Genomic DNA, 17279 nt, shown 5'->3' with positions numbered 1-17279 from the left:
CTGCATGAAGATCACTGTGGATACGCGGAGTTTTGATACCGTCCAAGAGTTTACTGCCTATTTAGAACATACATATGAACAGGCTCAGCCTGCATCCAGGGAAATACTTATTCGCTTAAAATGTGAGGCCCTTGAAGCAGAGCATGTGGCGCAGCTTGTTGAGTTTCTTTTAAATCCTGAGCATCCTCATACTTATAAATTACAAATAGCATCCTTAAAGAATAGTAGTGCTCAATTGGCTTTTGATGATGCGTATTTGGCAAGTAAGCGACGTAGATTAGCGCTTGATTTTCAGCAAAATATTGCCGAGTTACCCCAGCCTATCCGACCTTTTCAACCCCTTGCCTTTTCTCTAAGAAAATCTAAGAAAAATTGGCTTGAGGGAACCCAAGGTGCAAGTTTAAATATACAAATTTCCGTAGGCGAGTCCTCACTCACTACACAACCAAGTCTGCCTATAACTGCAAGCTTAAGAAAGCAACGAGCAGCTGTTGTCGTTGCTGCAGTGGCTCAAAAGCCGCCTGTGCCTATGGATACCCTTGGAGAGCTTATTGATCGTGAGACGATTAATGCAAAATCAAAACGTTTTGCTAATAAACTTTTTAAAGAAAAAGCACCCGATTTACAGCTTTTATGGGACCGATTGGTGGGGGTATCCACTGAGAAAGATAAGAAAATAACTCATGTGCAAACTGAAGCCATGGAGCAAATTATTCGTTATTACCCAGAGTTCGCTTATGGAGTAGTTTTGGATAATCTACCCGCAGGGTTTTCTCTCCAAACCACCAATGAGGAAGGGCTGGTTTTATGCTATAGCCCAGAGCTTGAAGCGCAGCATCTTGATACGATTACGCCATTAACAATTCTCCCGGAATTGGTGAATCCAACCGTTAACGGTTCATTTCAGCAATTTAATCTAATTGGAGATGAATCTCCGAATAGTGTACGGTATGAGACTGAATTTGCTCATTTATTTGCACCCAAAATTGCAACAGAAATACGTCTAAATGCCTTAAAATTTTTCCTTTCAGAATTGGAGCAGGATCCTCTGAAAATCAGACGTATTCATAATTTATTGAAGTTTTTACCTTTATCTAATTCGCATTATCACGGTTTAGCATATGTATTGGCTAATGCAGGTGCTGATGGGATTGTCTTGGTTCTACAGCAATTTAAAACGCTTCATGAACAAGAGCTTTTTAACGAGTTACATGCTTTATTTCTCGAAAACCCTCAAAGTTATGCGGACTTGGCGACACCTAAGGGGATTGAGAATCTTAAAAAATTAACTGAGTTAACTTCTGAACAATACATTTGGTGGTGCTCATTAGTGAATCAGCATAAAGAAGCTGGTGCACGAACTAATTTTAATGAATTATTTGATGCTTATTCTTATTTTCTCACTGAATTAGGTGAGCTTGCTCAGGATTTACCTGCGAGTTGCCCTCTGAGAAATATTAAACATATGAAACCGGCTTTAGACAGAGCTTTATTTATTATTAAAAATTCAGCTGCTCCCAAAGAGCAATTGGCTCATCTTCATGGTTTGGATTTTGTTGCTGATTATGCCCAGGATTATCGTCTCGTTTCCCAACACATGGGATTAGTTCCTGGACAGGTCAATGCGGTAGAGTTTAAAAATTCACAAGAGCTTTGTACGTTTTTTGCTGAAGATCATACAGTTGAAGCATTACGTATCCAATTTTATCGTTTTATTGGCACACAGGATTGGGCTTATGATTTAGATGTGTATGAAGTTATTGAAACCCAAGTAAATGCAAAGTATGGCCATCTGGGCCATGATGTTTGCGCGGCATTACTTGGTATTATTCTTTTAACCACAACCGGAAAGCGTTCTTGCAGTGAAGAGCGTAACCCTTGTTCGGCAGTTCAGAACTTAATTGATAAAATGATGGCCGTTGCCAACATTATTAATCCTGAGGCTGAGGTGAAGACAGGATTGATGCCTGTTCTCTTAATGTGTCTCGGAGCATTAGGGGCTTATGAGCAAGAACATATGCCTTCTTTGCATGAGCTGAATGTTCTGTTCGATACGTTATTACTCAAGCATGGCGCAGCCATAGAGATACCTGAGCGCGAGAAGGCGAATTACATGCCTCTTATTTCAGTGAATAATGTGCATGCTAATAATGAAACATTAAAGGCGTTGCTGGATGAGTTGGCTAAACCACCAATGGGCCCCCAAGAAGAGAATGTTGAAACCTCTGACGCGCGAGTAAATATGCTCGTACTCATGGCTCTTTCTCTCAACTCTCTGCATGCTTATGGTCATATTGGCGCATCTTTGATTAATAATTACAAAACACGCTTTACTCTAGAGCATGCCCAGACCACCGAGATTAACTCATTTAATCTCAATGAGCTATTAAGACACTTAGATTTGACTGCTAAGCTAGGCCAATACATATCAGAATGTTTCGCAGAGGAGCCTACTTCTTTTGCCCAATTCATGATGTTGCTGTCTTTAATTAGTGATGATATTCCACCCTACAATGATGCGGCGGAAGTACCTGATTCAGAATTTGAAACACAAGTTAAAACTTTGGCACAAAATATTTTAGCCCTTCCTGAAGACCAGCGAACCTTATTATTAACCTTGGTTGCAGATATTGATATTGAGGCATCTTACCATCTTCCCTCTTTAGAAAAATTGATTGAAATTGTTCAGGCAGTAAGCATGGAGGCAGCTAATTTAGGAGTCATGGACAGAGTTGAGCAGCAAAAGCCGTCTATTTTAAATTTAATCCAGGAAGCCTTACCTAATACAAAAATAGGTAGAATCCCGATAGTAAGTTTGAAAAAACCGAAGGACTCCGCAGATTATGAAGAGCATATTATTGAGGCCATAAACTCATTGCAAACAGCAAATCAAGATTTTGACGATTATTTGCTAAGTTTAGCCCCTGATTTTTATGAAGATGAGTTTGATGACGAGCTCGAACTTCGCCTAAGCAAACAATTTGATGATTTAGCACAATTCATTAACTCCTTAATTTATCTAAAAAATAATAATCATAATGAGTTTCGTCGTTGTGTTACCCTCTTAGCGAATGAATTTAATTCTGAAGATCACCGATGCTCATTTACCCCTGAGCAGATTGCGGATCTGCTAAAAGGATTTTACCAGATAGCAGAAGATAATGTTGTTGGGCAATTAGATATTCTACTAAATGCGATGCAAACAGGAGCGAGTTATTCTGAAGAGCAATTTGAGAATGCTATTCAGCAGGTATCTCTCTTAATGCAATATAGAATAGCAGGTCTTATCGATTATGCTACGTATATGAAGTTATTACAGTTGTCATTTGGACACAATTTGTCTATGACTACGTTATTTCCATTTGAGCAATTAATACAGATTTATGAACTATTCAGTAGCAAGTCTGCCCAAGTTTATACTTTATTTGATGTTTGGATGGATTTGATCAAAAAAATTGATGTACAGCAAGTAGATAGTCTGTTGTTGGCACAGATTATTAACCACACCTTTTTGGTTCTTCAAGGCTTTTCAGGTTCAGAAAACTTAATACTTCCGTTAATGATTGCGTTAATTAAAGCCTGTAAAACAGGGAGTGCGGCGGAGCTGCACCAATATGATGAGCTGCTAGCCAAGTTTGTTCGTGCTAAAGAGCCGGTTTTAAATGCGTGGATCAAGATACTCACGGCTTATGGCCAAAATATTGCTGACAATAAATTACCATTGTTGTTTGAATTACATGAAGGTCTTGAAATACAAGAGTTTAATTTAGCAGAGATTCTTTCTTTATTTGAAAGCCCTCCTTATCCGGATTTAGAGCAGTTTATCCGCTTGTTAAATGGAAGCGCTAATGAGTTAAAGGCGTATATTACGCAGTTTGATAAAGACCCTAAAAATGGGCGCGCAAAGCAATATGATGCAGAATTTGGTATTACAGTTACTAAGACTGCTGAGCAGGTAGTACAAGAACAATTTGATATGTCGCAGGTAGCTCGGGTTGTTACCGAAGTTAAAAATATGCTTGAAGGAATTGATTTAACTGCCCAGGAACAACATGATCTAGCCCAGCAAATTACTTACATTAATGCGATTGGCAAAGAAGCTCCTTTAGTGATTAAAGGAATGAGTGCAAAACATGAGGATTTAACGGCGCTTTCTCGAGCCGAGTTACGCCTAATTTCCGATCATTTGATTGCAACGATACGCCAACCGAATTGTTCGTCTGCAGACCAATTTAATGCCAAACTAAACCTAATTGCCGTATTGCGTGAACAATATGAACGAGCAACAGGCCAAATTATTTATGCCCCGCAACTGGCAGTAGTATTGTTGTCACTAAAAAATGAACGACGTAATTTGTTGATGCAGATTGCTTCAGAACAGGATATGCGAGTTATTAATCCACTGCTTGCGGTGATGCAATGGGTTCAGGCTGATGGTGGTACGGTTGATTTGTGCTATACAAATCGTGAGCAAATAAAACAAGATTATTATGGCCTTGGTCATAAAGATTTCTTTATTTCGGTCGGGATTGATTCCTGTTCCCTTGAGGCTGATTCAGCTTTTGGAACTTATAATAAAGGGGGAATCAATTGCGCAACCATGGGTGATTTGGCTTTGTATCGTCAACGCGCCAAGCAAAGGCAAGAGACTTTAATTGCTGAAAAAGATGGTTACTCATTATCAACTAATTTAATTCTTTGCGGCGCCGATCTTTCGGCTTTAAATGACAGACAAGTATTTAATTTGACAGTTGATAAATCACGTGAGCATCCTGATACCTGGATTTATCCCCTGATTAATGAGTTCATTAATCAGCCTCAGTTTAAAAACTTAACTCACCCTAACGCATGGAGCGAACGCCAAGATTTAACTCAGCTCAGAGGCTTTTTAGAGCAATATGCTCCAACGAGCATTCATCGCTCTAAATTAAAAAGCATCCCCAAAAACCAATTAAGCGGTTGGATAGACTCTGCTGTAGCGGCTCAGCGTATGGTGGAAGGGGAAGATTTTGAAGTCTTAAAGCAGGGTGCCAATATCTATACAGCAGTCCCTTATAGTTTGAAGACCGCTCAGAAGGGAATGAGCCTTGCTCAAGACGTACTGCCATTTTTGCATGTTCGTTTAGAAAAAGAATATGTAGCTTTAGGGCGGAAATTCCCTCTTAATCCAGTACGTAGTACGATTGCTCAGGCATCCGTAAAAGATTTAGTTGATGATTATAAAGCTCAAGGACGCATTATTGGGCTGTCTAAAACAATGAATGCGGATAAGCTAGGAGAATTATGTGAGCAGTTAAATGTCACCGTTGCCAGCGCTATTCCGTCCTGTATGCCTGAGACTCAGAGTAAATTGGCCATAGCTCCGACCAAACACGAAGAACAGTATCGTAGGTTGCTCCAAAATGTAATGGCTAAAGCCGTAAACGGACAGCCTATTGTGTTAATTGCACAAGATGCGAATGAGGTTCGTTATCTTCAAGACATGTTAACAGCACATTATGGTACCGCACGGAGTGTTGGCGTGTTGGATCTGGCCAATAAGCAGTCCTGGTTGAGAAAGGCGGGCAAACCGAATACGGTGACGATTACTACAGCCTCTGCACTAGGACGGGGTACTTTTTTTAATACCGAACTTTCGGAAGGATTTTTGACGATACAAACCTACCTCGATTCAGCAAATCATGTGCGTGAGTTTTTACGTCGAATTTCCACCTATGAGAAGCCAGGTCAATATACAGCTATTTATGAGGCTCAAGATGTAATAAGTGCTAGATCTTGGAATTATTATGACGATGCTGAACGTGAATTAATGTTTAAAGACATTGATGTATTGCGTCATAAGCGGCAAGAAGTTACGGCAATTCAACATCAGTATAACCAGTCTGCTGCTGCCATGCGTTATGTAGCAATGAAACAGTTTGATGGTTGGCAAGCATTTTTATATTCTATTTATGCGAAAGACGAATTATCGCAATTAAGTAATGAATTGTTGTTGCTAAAAGATAATTTGGCTCGCGCCTTTAGTGAGAAATGGCAAGAGTGCATTAATCCGCTTGGTGGGCAAGAACTTTATCTTAGTGTCTATGAGCGCCAAAATCATGAGGGAAAAAGCCTGTTGCTTACTGGTTTTCAGGAGGCCATGCTTGAGTTTGAACAAGCTGCTGTAGAGATATGGAAGACAACATGTGCTGAATTGCAAGCAAAAGCAGCCTGCGTCATTGAGCATGATTCACTTGATGAGTTGCGTAGCAATTATTTAGCAAGTATGTCAATTAGCGAGCAATTCCGCTTGCATGAAATCGATGAGCTTAAGAACGCAAAAGCAATACAGGTGAAAAAAGAACAAGCGCAGCGTTATGTGGCTTCAGGATTAGACATAAATGGCGCGATGATGCGTTACTCCGACGATGAGCTTGACACCTATCGGGCGGCTTTTACTCAAACTCGTGTCAAATCATTGCAACAACATATTAGCAAGGTTATTGCCAATGAAACGGCCTTAAGCAAATCGGTTCGAGATAATTTGTTAATCCAAATAAATTATGCAGATACATTGAATGCGTTAATTTTGTTTTTAAATTCCTATGTAGGATGGTTTGCTGATCAAGATTTTGAAAAGAAATATGCCATGCAGCCCGCTATTCAAGAATTGCTCCAGGTAGCTCAGCAGGTAGATTATCCAGAAGAAGCGTTGACTGATTTAAAAGATATTTACATTAATAGTGTGGTCGATGAAATTACAGATGAATTGGAACATAATCTTTCATGGGCAGTTCAAGGGAATCGTGGACTAGGATATTTATTAGAGCGTACGGCAGTTACTGATGCGGCTAATGATATTTTAAAGGCAGCTACCTCATTAAGAGCTAAGACCAACCCGGCTCAACGCCAATCAGCAATTAAAAATCTTTATAGAGTTCTAATGCAGCATCAAGCACGATTGGCTGACCTATGGATATTTCCTTTGGGGCATAAAAATACGCGTAACTTGATTCAAGAAACCTTGACCACCTTAGATGGTTTAACTCTGATCGGCAATGGACAGAAAACCCTGAATAAGACCTTTATTCAAGAGAGCAAAGAAGAGGCCATCTATCAGGTAATGCGTGATAAGTTTAATGCTGCACTCCTTCGATTAGAACAAGAGAAAGCAAGCCTGTTGGATGGGCATAGTGGCTGGAGACAAATTAAGTGGCACCTAATTGATATACAAAGAAATAATGACAGTGTTTATGCTCTTTATGAAATGAATGAGTTCATTATCAATAAAATTGCTAAGCTAGGCAAAGGTGATGCAGGGCTGTTAGCACCACTAACTCAGTTACGTGGTGAAATAAATAAAATGTGGCATGAGTGTGAGCAAAATCATCCTGAATTAATGGATGAAAGTAAGTACTTCAAGCTTAAAGCAACGAAAATTGAAACCCAGTTGGCTGGGATGAATAATTTCTTGGTTAATGAAGTTAGTTTAAAACATGGCCACAATGGATTTAGTGATTATCTGGATTTAGTGATTGAGGGAAGAGGTGTAAATTCAGCACTGAACGACTTTGTTCGCTATAATTCTCAAATCCCTAACTTGAGGCGAACCCAAAGAGAATATAACCAGCAATTGGCTGATGCTCTGAATTTATGTACCCAACTCGAGCAACTAAAAAGGGAACAATTACCTTTGTTAAACCATAAGGCTGTTAAACTTGCAGATTCGAAATTATTCCCTGTTCAGTTCCAGGCTGATGTTGATGCTATTTTGCAATTAAATGCTTATGTCCAAGGGGATACACCTGATGATTTAAATGGCTTTTCAGCGACAGTGCAGGCTTATTTCCAAGATAGAGAGCGCATCAAAAACTTTACATTAGCTAAATTAGATTTAGATGAAATAGAGCAAATTCAAGACGAGGATTTAAAAGCAGATTTAATACGTTTACACGAGAAAGTTACTGAAGCAGCTAAGCCTAAACCTATTTGGAAAAGCGCATGGTCTTTAGCCGTTCGCACTGTGTTCTATCAGGAGTCTGAAGAGGATCGGGAAGAGCTGTTGGATGATCTTAAAAAGCATTCTAGAAATCAAGTTCAATACAGCTTATTGCCTACAATTAAAAAACAACAGGCTGAGTTGACAAGTGCTCTAGATGCATTACATCAAAAAACATTAAGCCAGCTAAAAACTCTTAATGAGAAGTTAGAGTTTTTAGCTGAAGAAATTGGGCGAGAAGAAGCTAAAAGCGGAGTTTATTGCAAACGCTTTGAATCGGTAGCTGAGTTTTATCAATTTGAGGCCCAGTTTCAATCGCGCCTAGCAAGTCAAATTCAAGCACAGTTTGATGAAAATCTTGAGCAAGATGAAGATAATTTGTTTTTTGATGAAGCAGAGTTTGAGCTTGATAGTTTCTCTTACGGTATGTAGTAAACACGTAGCTTGATGAAGTCCAACGCTGCATCAAGCTACAGTTTCTCTATACATCAATGTATCGCACACGAAGTTTTAGATTCAGGCTGTATACAATCCTGACGGGTAATCGCAATCCGGGATAAACAATATAACTGGTTAATTACGAATTTATCCTCATCAGAAAGCAAAGTAAGCAGTGCATATAAATTTTGTCATGAGCAGGTGGTCAATAAAAGAGGTGTATTTTTTAGCGTGGTGGTAATCTGAGAAAGGAATTGTGTATTTTCTTTAAAATAAAGAAAATCAATCATATCGCCAAAATATTGTACTCTTTGATTTTCTTGCAGTTCGTCGCCTTCCATTACTTCTTTAACCAAGAGTTTTACTTGGCCCGATAATACAGTGAATAATTTCTTATGATGATGGTTTATCCAAGGAAAATGCCAATAACTAATGGTATAACCATCTTGAATTGGATAAGCCAATTTTTTTCTTTTAGTCATCAGTACAAGCCTAAATAACCGCTCAGGTTCAGCTAAAGTAGGTAGATAATCTTTTAAATTATCATCTTCAGGAATTAACATATTTTCTGAGCGCGCAATCCATGAAGTGAGAACAAATCTTTGAAATGTTCTAGCCTCAGCAGTGGATTGTTTAAAAAGTACATCCAGGGCTTCAGATTGAATCCATGGGGCACCTGATAATGCTAAGCGATAAAGAGTCCGTGGTGTCAGTATTTGAGCTAACTCTTTATTTTTAAAGTTAAAATAAGCTCATCCCTTTCTGAGTGAAAAATCTTTAGGTTCATTCTAAGTCCTTTTATTAAAAAATTTCTCATAAATTACACAAAATTGAAAATAAACCCATGGTAGTCGGATCCATAGAAAACCACGTTTTATTGAGATGGGGGTGATTGGTGTTTAAAATTAAAGCATTTACAATATGGTACACCAAGATGTCGGTTCCGGCCTCATGTAATCCTGGCTGAAGGTGGTAATCCATGATAAGCGATTTAATTTATCAAGCTCAGTATAGTTTCTATAGAATGCCACTGATGGGTACGCATAAACGGATAAACCCTCATCGATGAGTTGCTGCATAAGGGGTAATTGTTCTAATGAACACGACAAAAGATAGGAGTTCAATAACTTTAATCCTAGTTGATAGGCCAAATGACTGGTATGTTGCAGATTATGATCTTGATGTTGGGAAAAACTATTGCTTGCATCTGCCCATTCCAGTAAAGGGTTTATTGCTTCAAATGCCGTTTCATTATTATTAAGATAATTATCTAAGTGCTGATCCCATTCTTGTAACATATTTAATATGGTGCAGCGTTCTTTTAGTGGAACTGTTCTTAGTAATTCATAAGGATCAGGAAGAACTAAAAATGGTCTTAAAGGTTGATCCATATCTAATCCATGTCCTTTCAAAATCTCTACCAGAGATATGGGCAAATGAGTGATAGGCTCTGTGGCATTGCAAAATGCTTCACAAATAAATCGGGCTTCGGGTCTTAATGTCTCTTCGCCTGCCACAGATGGTGTAAATAATATCTTTATTAATCCATCATAAACCATTTTTTGATCCGCCTCATTATTGGGTATAGACCACACGCATAATAGACGGGCATAAGCTTCAGCCTCTTTTAGTGGTATTGCTTTTTCTTCTTTTTTTATCTCGACATAAAGTTGTTGAAAGTAAGCCTGTTGTTTTTCTGCAGGCAAAGGAAAGTTGAAATCAAAGAAAAAGTTTTTGAGGCAATCCTTAAATCCTTTTTCTTTAATCCAAGTATCGATTAAATTCAAACATTGTGGAAATACGCGTACGGATAAAAATGCCCATGCTCTGTGGAGTTGTTGGCGACTTAAGCTTCCTGGACACAAATAATGTGAGGCTATTAACTCTAAAGAAAAGGTATCTAAATATGGCATAAGTGTTAATCCTAACTCTGCATGTTCCTTAGAACGATTAAAGGCCTTCTTCAAATAAATCAAAAAATTATGGGTAAGCTGATTAATGGATGCTTTATCAAGATAAGGTAACGCGGCGATTAGGAATTGGTTAGGAAAGGGTTTCCAAATCCGGTTTTTTTCTGAATAATTGATTAAAAAATACGCTGCATGTTTATCAAAACATAGGGCTCTTTTTTCACTAGACATCGATTCCAAAAGAGGACTTAAAATTTTATCAAGAGACCACAGAGGGAATTTTTTATATGCTTTATAGTCTTTTTTATCAGCATTTCTTAAAAAGGGATGAGAGAGAAGTTCATCCATAATTGTGAATTTATCCTCATCAGAAAGCAAGGTAATCAGCGCATGTATATTTTTTAATGAGCACGTTGTCAATAATATAGGTGATTTTTTTAGCGCGGTGATAACTTCAGGAAGCAATTGCTCCGCTTCTTTAAAATATAGAAGCTCGATTATGTCATTCAAAGACCATTTGCTTCGACATTTTTCAGAAGGAGTGTTTTGTGTCGCCTCTTCAGTCAAGTAGATTATTTCATGAGACAATGAAGAGAATAAATGCTCACGTTGAAAATCATGCAGACAAGGGAAAATCCAATATTGAGCAGTACGCCAGTCGGGGATTGAATAAGACATACCTTTTTTCTTAGCCATTAGTAGAAGAATTAATATTTGTTCAGATTGAGGTAGAGTTGGTAAATAACTTTTTAACTTATCATCATCAGGAATTAACGTTATCTCAGGATGCTTTACCCACGAGGCGAGTACTAATCGCTGAAATGCTCTAGCTTCCGCAGTAGATTGCTCAAAAAGTGCATCCAGAGCATCAGATTGAATCCATCCATCTCCTGAAAGTGCTAGGCGACAAAGAGTCTTAGGCGCTAATGCATTTCTCAATGGTATTAAATCGTTCGTCTGTAAAGCTAACATAAAAATGTCTCTTCCAGACTGGAAAAAACCAGGATTCATAGCACACTCAATTGTTCTAATTTTAATCAGTTTAGCACAGATTAATTGTATGCGGAGCTTATTGGCTGTTATCAACTTAAGCCCACATAAATATCATAAAACACAGAATAAGATCTTTATGCTTATATTGTGGTCATTTCTGGGGGATTAATACTATACTGAAAAATACTAGCAAGGAATGCATCAGTAGTAATTAACGTGAGTTCGGAACAAGGATGGTTAGCGAATGGAATTGACTCGGTTGAAACTGGATGTATCTGTAAAGGACGTCGAGCCATTTAAGCCGATTATCAAGGAAAAAACGGAGTTACGCGAGGCAGCTTATCCTTTATTAATCGCTTATTTACACGCGCTTCGTAAGCATAATTCGATATACAATAAAATCGATGAACTTAATGAAAGCACCTATGCTCGTAATAAATATAATTATACGTGTGAGCATAATTTATTATTCTTCCTACTTACTACAGAACAGTTTAAAAAGATTCGCGAATTATTTCAAAATCACAAGGTGGAATTAGCCCGAGCATACATGGTGCTTCACTATATTAAAAAGCGACGGCGCCATAAAAAAAGAGCGGCAAATGATGAATTGTCTAAAACAGAAGATAAAGTTGATGAATCATCCAAATTGGCTACAAATCCATATCTGTTTTTTAATAAACGTAGCCTTGATATAGCCCAGAATAATCAAGGTTTGGAATGCTTAGTAGATTCCGCATCCCTTGATTACGTTGTACTGCATCAAGGCTACAACTAATGTTACATTGCCATCGATGGCTCAGTAGCTAGTTCCAGCTCTACATCTACACTTGGTATTCTTGCTGATGTATCTGTGGCTAATATACTGTTCCTTCTTAAGCCTTCACTAACCGTAGCACGGGTGGCTGGTATCTGCCAAGCGGGCTGTGTAGCCACCGGGATTTGCACAGGAAACGCAGTTTGTGGCGTTGGGATGGGTGCTCTTCCTGGATTGAGAATTGTCTCTTCTTCCACAATGGTTTGCAGTTGCGTGGAGGTGAGTGGCAGCAGTTTGCCTTCGTAAAAAAAAGGTAAAATGCGTAACTTGAATACCAAACGAAATGCATCCCATTTATTCGATAACTCGGTATAGCCATTATTTTCCGGATCAGCAAGGGCTGCTTTTAATTGAGATGGAGATAAAGTTTTAATCTCACTTACGTGAGTACGACGATAAACCTTATTGTCTTCGCCCAGAATAATTAGGGGTTGAGGTTGGCGATAATTATCGTCAATATCTGGCATGCTTTCGAATCCACCATATTGGTTTTGTCGCGGTATTGCTTCACCAATGAATACCTTATTCAGATCTTCTAATGAACTTTGCATACCCGCGATACAAGCTAATTTATTAAAATGGTTGTTGGGGGCATCAAAGTCGCCATCTCCACCAGCTATTACGGGAGGGTCTTCAGGATTTGGGGTGGGATCATAAGGTTTTTTAGTATAAACGGCGACTCGGTTTAATTCGTCATGGAGATTGTTGACTAAGATACTACCTAAAGTGCCGAAGCGTTCAGGTAATATGGCCCGTAAATCGCCCATAAATGCACCATGGCCTGCTGCAAAATGGTCCGTATAATAATGGAAGCAAAAATATTCCATGCTCAGAGAAAGTGCTTGATAGCGATAAGATAGGTCTTGCACATTTTCGGTTGCTAAACCATTGGGTGTATTTTCTAAGATGCCACGAATGCGATTGAACTCTTCATTATCAGATTGATAATCCGAATTATCCGCGAGTTGTTTTAACTCATAAGAAAGGCGTGCATATTGAAGAGCAAGATGATGACCAATAGTATAAGCACGGACTGACCAGGGAGTAAAATGGGATAAATTCCGATTTAATATTTCACTATAGTTATTTACCCGCAACGCAAACATCAGTTGTTGCACATAAGAATTTAGGGTTGAGGAAAAAGGAATATAGCTTGCACTATTAATTGTTAAAATCGTATTGATGTCTTTTTGAGTGACATCTTCATTAGCAAACCGTTTATACGAGCACACCAATTTGTGAGCTTGTTCCTCAGTAATTGGCATCTTGTTTAATAGTTGTCCTAGAGTTTCGCATGAGCCATCCCTGTTAAATGTTGCTTTATTGCGCTTAAAGTCATTAATCATTGGCAGTTCATAGGCTACCTCTCGACCACCAAAATAATCACCTGACATACCTATAATTATCCCCACAGGTATATCGTTTAGATTAATTGATATGGGCATGCCATTAGCATCAAGACCCTGAATGTCTATCAGCGGAGTGCCATCGGGAGCAGATTTGACATACGGGTTATCCTTAAATAGTTCCATCCGTAGTCTAGTCGCATTACCTAGTTCAATATGCTCATCTGTTTCCATAGTCCCAATCTCCTTATTGTTTCTAGTTCTTCTTCAAAATACCGTACTTTTTGGGCGATTGCTATCGTAATGGAGCACACAAACCAAGAGCATCTCACCGTGAGTGAGGTACCTGGAAATCTTGATTGTTTTGCGACTGTAAATATAGGTCCCCTTCCTTCTAAAGACGAAGGAGGGGATATTGAAATAAAACTGAGGAGTGTATCAAATCAAAAACGGAACGATTTTGTATGGAACCAACTCACAATATTTACTCCAATAATGACCGTATTTCTCAGAGCATCGTTGATCATCACGAAAAGCACGATCGACTAAAAGAACGGTTAGAAAACAAATATAGAAGTAAGGAGAGAAATTTTCAAATAAAGCGGGAACCGACCAGAAGAATGTACCTGCAAGTTCAGGAATGTAGTGAAAATGTCGGGCAACACCCCACCAACCAGAAGCGAGTAGGATCGTTTCTTTTTTATCACCCTCAGTGGTTTGGTAATGGGCTACTAAAGTAACCGGCTTTTTACCCCAAACTTTACAATCACCATCGGTTGCTCGGGTTACTAATCTTTGTTTGTCGGCCAGATAATTAATAATGATACCGGCTGCACCTAAAATGAAGAAGGTAGCTGCTAACCAGGGGCTTAGCTGAATGGGGTGTAGCACTAAGTACATGCTTGGTGAGGTGTAGATACAAGGAACCCAGACCAGACAACCCCAGCAAATATAAAAGCCCGCGCGATCATGCATGATGTCTAGAGAACGTAAATAGCCTTTTTCCCAGAGATAGAACTTACCTAAATAGATGAATTGTAAGGCTACAGACACCAACATGGAATTAGAGATGCCACTTAATTCACTTTGTTTGGCACAATAGGAAATCAGGAATAAGCCCCAGCTCATCATACCGAAACGACAGGTAATAAATTTTTTAATGCTAAAACCTAGAACTTTTGGATAAAGCTCGGTACCCCAGTAGTAGTCAAATATAAAGTTATTGGTAATGCCTGAATCTGTGCTTGAGGGAGCAAAACGTCCTTTAAGGTATAAGAACAGACAAAAGACAAGGCTAAAAATGTTTAATGCACCGAATAATGCTCCCAAATTATCATAGAGGATGGTCGCTGGGAATAAGTTCAAACCAAAACTGGCTACACAAAAAAGCCCCATAGTGGTAACGAATGCTAAAGGTCCATTTTCTTTATAAGTAGGCACATTTCCTTTAGGAGTAACCGGGCCATCAAATGCTTTACCTGGCAGCAAACGCATTAACGCTAATTCAAATACAATAAAAGTAAAAATAATTTTCCAGGCTGTAGCTGAGCCCCAAAAATAAGGTTGCCAGACGTTGTAGATCGTTTGAAAAAAGCCTTGCTCATTCATTAGGCTCCAGAGTGCTGATAAAGAGCCTTTTAATTCAGTATTGGTATACCACATTAGCATGACAAAAATAGGGCAGGTAAGAATTAACAACAAAGGCCCTAGGGTATTCCTAATTTTAAAATACATATGCGTCCCTACATTAGTTATGGAGGGATAAGCGTATCATAATAGAGGAATTTTAGGCTACAATTTATGGCGTAACTTTTTAAGGATAGATTATGAACAAAATTAAGTATAAGGGAGTGTTTGCTCTAGGCGTTCTTGCTTTGTTGGGATCATCCCTAAGTCAAGCAGCTACGGTGACTAGTGAGGTAACTAATACAGCAGGTGCTACTGTAGGAAAAATTACTTTTGAAGACAGTAAATTTGGGTTGTTAATTAAACCTGAGCTTTCTGGTCTTCCCGCAGGGGCTCGTGGTTTTCATATTCATCAACATCCTGATTGTGGTGATCATGCGATGAAGGCGGGTGGGCATCTAGATCCAGCGGCAAGTAACAGCCACCAAGGTCCTTATGGACAAGGCCATTTAGGTGATTTGCCCGTATTAGTGGTTGATAGTAAAGGCGTGGCTAATACACCTACTTTAGCACCTCGTTTAACCACCAAAGACATCCAAGGCCACTCCGTTATGATTCATGAAGGTGGAGATAATTACAGTGATAATCCTGCGTTAGGTGGTGGGGGTGCTCGCATCGCTTGTGGTAAAGTTTCCGGGTAATTGCTCACTTAATAATGCCAATTTAAAGAATACAGCTTTTGAAGCCGGAATAATAATTCACTCTCGAATTCCCGCGGCTATGTCGCGGGATCCATGAATCCCGCGACATAGGGAACATATCATCCTTTAGGATAATGTACCTCTACGTTTCAATACTTTGGTAGGTGGCTCAACAGAGTGATCATAGGCACTCTCTCCATGCTCAATGATATCCGTGCCTTGAATTTCTTCTCTAGGGGTCGTACGGATGTTCATGATGCTTTTTAATAAAAATAAAATTAATGCTGTACCTGCTACCGAAATCACAATGGCGGCGAAAACCGCAATCAGCTGATGCCACAGCAGCATATAATTTCCCGCAAGCAAACCGTTTTTACCTGCCGGATTTACTACTGTAGTAGCAAAAACACCTGTTAATATTGCACCCATAACTCCAGCAACTCCATGACAGGCAAAAACATCTGCCGTATCATCGATTTTTTTGATGTTATTTATGTATAACAAAACAAGTTGAGTTGTAATCGCACTGAGGCTACCGATAGCAATAGCGCCCATAGGGGTAACAAAACCGCAGGCGGGGGTAATAGCAACTAAACCAATTACTGCCGCAGCAGAAGCGCCAACAGCGGAAGGCCGAGCTTTTCTGAGCCAGGTGAGTAGAGTCCAAGAGGTAACGGAAGCACTTGCTCCAAGCATGGTGGTAATGGCGGCATTTATAGCAATTCCATCAGCAGCTAAGGCTGAACCCGCATTAAAACCAAACCAACCAAACCAGAGTAATGACGCGCCAAGCACTACGAAAGGGATATTATGGGGTTTGTCTTTGTTGTGTAATGACTTAAGTCTTGGACCCAAAAATAAAGCCGCGACTAAGGCTGAAAAACCGGCACTGATATGAACGACCACTCCACCGGCAAAATCAATAGCCCCAATTTGCGCTAACCACCCGTTAGGTCCCCAAACCCAATGTGCTAAGGGAACATAAACAAATAAACTCCACAAGCTGACAAATAAAAAATAGGCAGCAAATTTCATACGTCCAACAAAAGCGCCAGAGATGATGGCGGGAGAAATGATGGCAAACATCATTTGAAATAACATAAAGAGGGGGGGAGGAATGTTGCCATCTGTCGGATGGGCATCGACTATATGGGCTAAGCCAACATAAGTTAACCCCCCAATCCATTGGTTATGCGCACTAAAGACCAGCGAATACCCCAGAATAGCCCATAATAAAGGAACAATAGCTAAGCAAATAAAACTCATTTTAATTGTATTCAATACATTTCTTTCGGGGACTAGTCCAGAATAAAAGAATGCTAATCCTGGAGTCATGAGCATGACTAAGGCACAAGAAATTAGCATCCAGGCAATGTGACCTGTATTCATAAATTACCTTGTAAAATCAGCGTTATGGAGTAACTTGCACCCAAATAAGCGAAAAATATGAACAGCTATTAATCAATATAG

General features: G+C 39.3%; 8 protein-coding genes. 3 read left to right on the top strand and 5 right to left on the bottom strand.

Annotation, left to right across the window (positions count from 1 at the left end; all coding sequences use genetic code 11):
* The first annotated feature begins 4 nt into the window (after positions 1-4).
* Positions 5-8410 (top strand): hypothetical protein, encoded by an 8406-nt coding sequence (locus tag E1P08_RS11315; protein ID WP_133137135.1) that lies wholly within the window; start codon positions 5-7, stop codon positions 8408-8410.
* Positions 8411-8607: 197 nt separating this feature from the next.
* On the opposite strand, the gene E1P08_RS11310 is transcribed toward E1P08_RS11315, so the two are convergent.
* On the bottom strand, positions 8608-8979 hold the full coding sequence (locus tag E1P08_RS11310; RefSeq protein ID WP_133137134.1) for a hypothetical protein: 372 nt from the start codon (positions 8977-8979) through the stop codon (positions 8608-8610).
* 351 nt (positions 8980-9330) lie between these two features.
* On the bottom strand, positions 9331-11337 hold the full coding sequence (locus E1P08_RS11305; RefSeq protein WP_133137133.1) for a hypothetical protein: 2007 nt from the start codon (positions 11335-11337) through the stop codon (positions 9331-9333).
* Between the two features lie 226 nt (positions 11338-11563).
* Between E1P08_RS11305 and E1P08_RS11300 the strand changes: the two genes are divergently transcribed.
* Entirely contained in the window at positions 11564-12097 is a 534-nt protein-coding gene (locus E1P08_RS11300; RefSeq protein WP_133137132.1) for a hypothetical protein, read from the top strand.
* Between the two features lie 2 nt (positions 12098-12099).
* Here E1P08_RS11300 and E1P08_RS11295 read toward each other — a convergent pair whose 3' ends face one another.
* Together E1P08_RS11295 and E1P08_RS11290 are read right to left on the bottom strand one after the other, a co-directional pair.
* The gene (locus tag E1P08_RS11295) at positions 12100-13716 is read right to left on the bottom strand and encodes a hypothetical protein (RefSeq protein ID WP_133137131.1); all 1617 of its coding nucleotides are present in this window, start codon (positions 13714-13716) and stop codon (positions 12100-12102) included.
* Positions 13717-13920: 204 nt separating this feature from the next.
* Positions 13921-15216 carry a phosphatidylethanolamine N-methyltransferase family domain-containing protein gene (locus tag E1P08_RS11290; protein WP_133137130.1) on the bottom strand — a complete coding sequence of 432 codons (1296 nt, stop codon included), beginning with the start codon at positions 15214-15216 and terminating at the stop codon, positions 13921-13923.
* Between the two features lie 92 nt (positions 15217-15308).
* Between E1P08_RS11290 and E1P08_RS11285 the strand changes: the two genes are divergently transcribed.
* On the top strand, positions 15309-15809 hold the full coding sequence (locus E1P08_RS11285) for a superoxide dismutase family protein (RefSeq protein ID WP_133137129.1): 501 nt from the start codon (positions 15309-15311) through the stop codon (positions 15807-15809).
* Positions 15810-15935: 126 nt separating this feature from the next.
* Here the strand turns inward: E1P08_RS11285 and E1P08_RS11280 are convergent, their stop codons facing one another.
* The gene (locus tag E1P08_RS11280) at positions 15936-17198 is read right to left on the bottom strand and encodes an ammonium transporter (RefSeq protein WP_133137128.1); all 1263 of its coding nucleotides are present in this window, start codon (positions 17196-17198) and stop codon (positions 15936-15938) included.
* Positions 17199-17279: the final 81 nt, after the last annotated feature.

It is taken from the genome of Legionella rowbothamii, assembly GCF_900639985.1.
In the GTDB taxonomy this organism is placed as follows: domain Bacteria; phylum Pseudomonadota; class Gammaproteobacteria; order Legionellales; family Legionellaceae; genus Legionella; species Legionella rowbothamii.
Note: the sequence above shows the minus strand (reverse complement) of the source record. Positions and strands in the feature narration are given on the sequence as shown.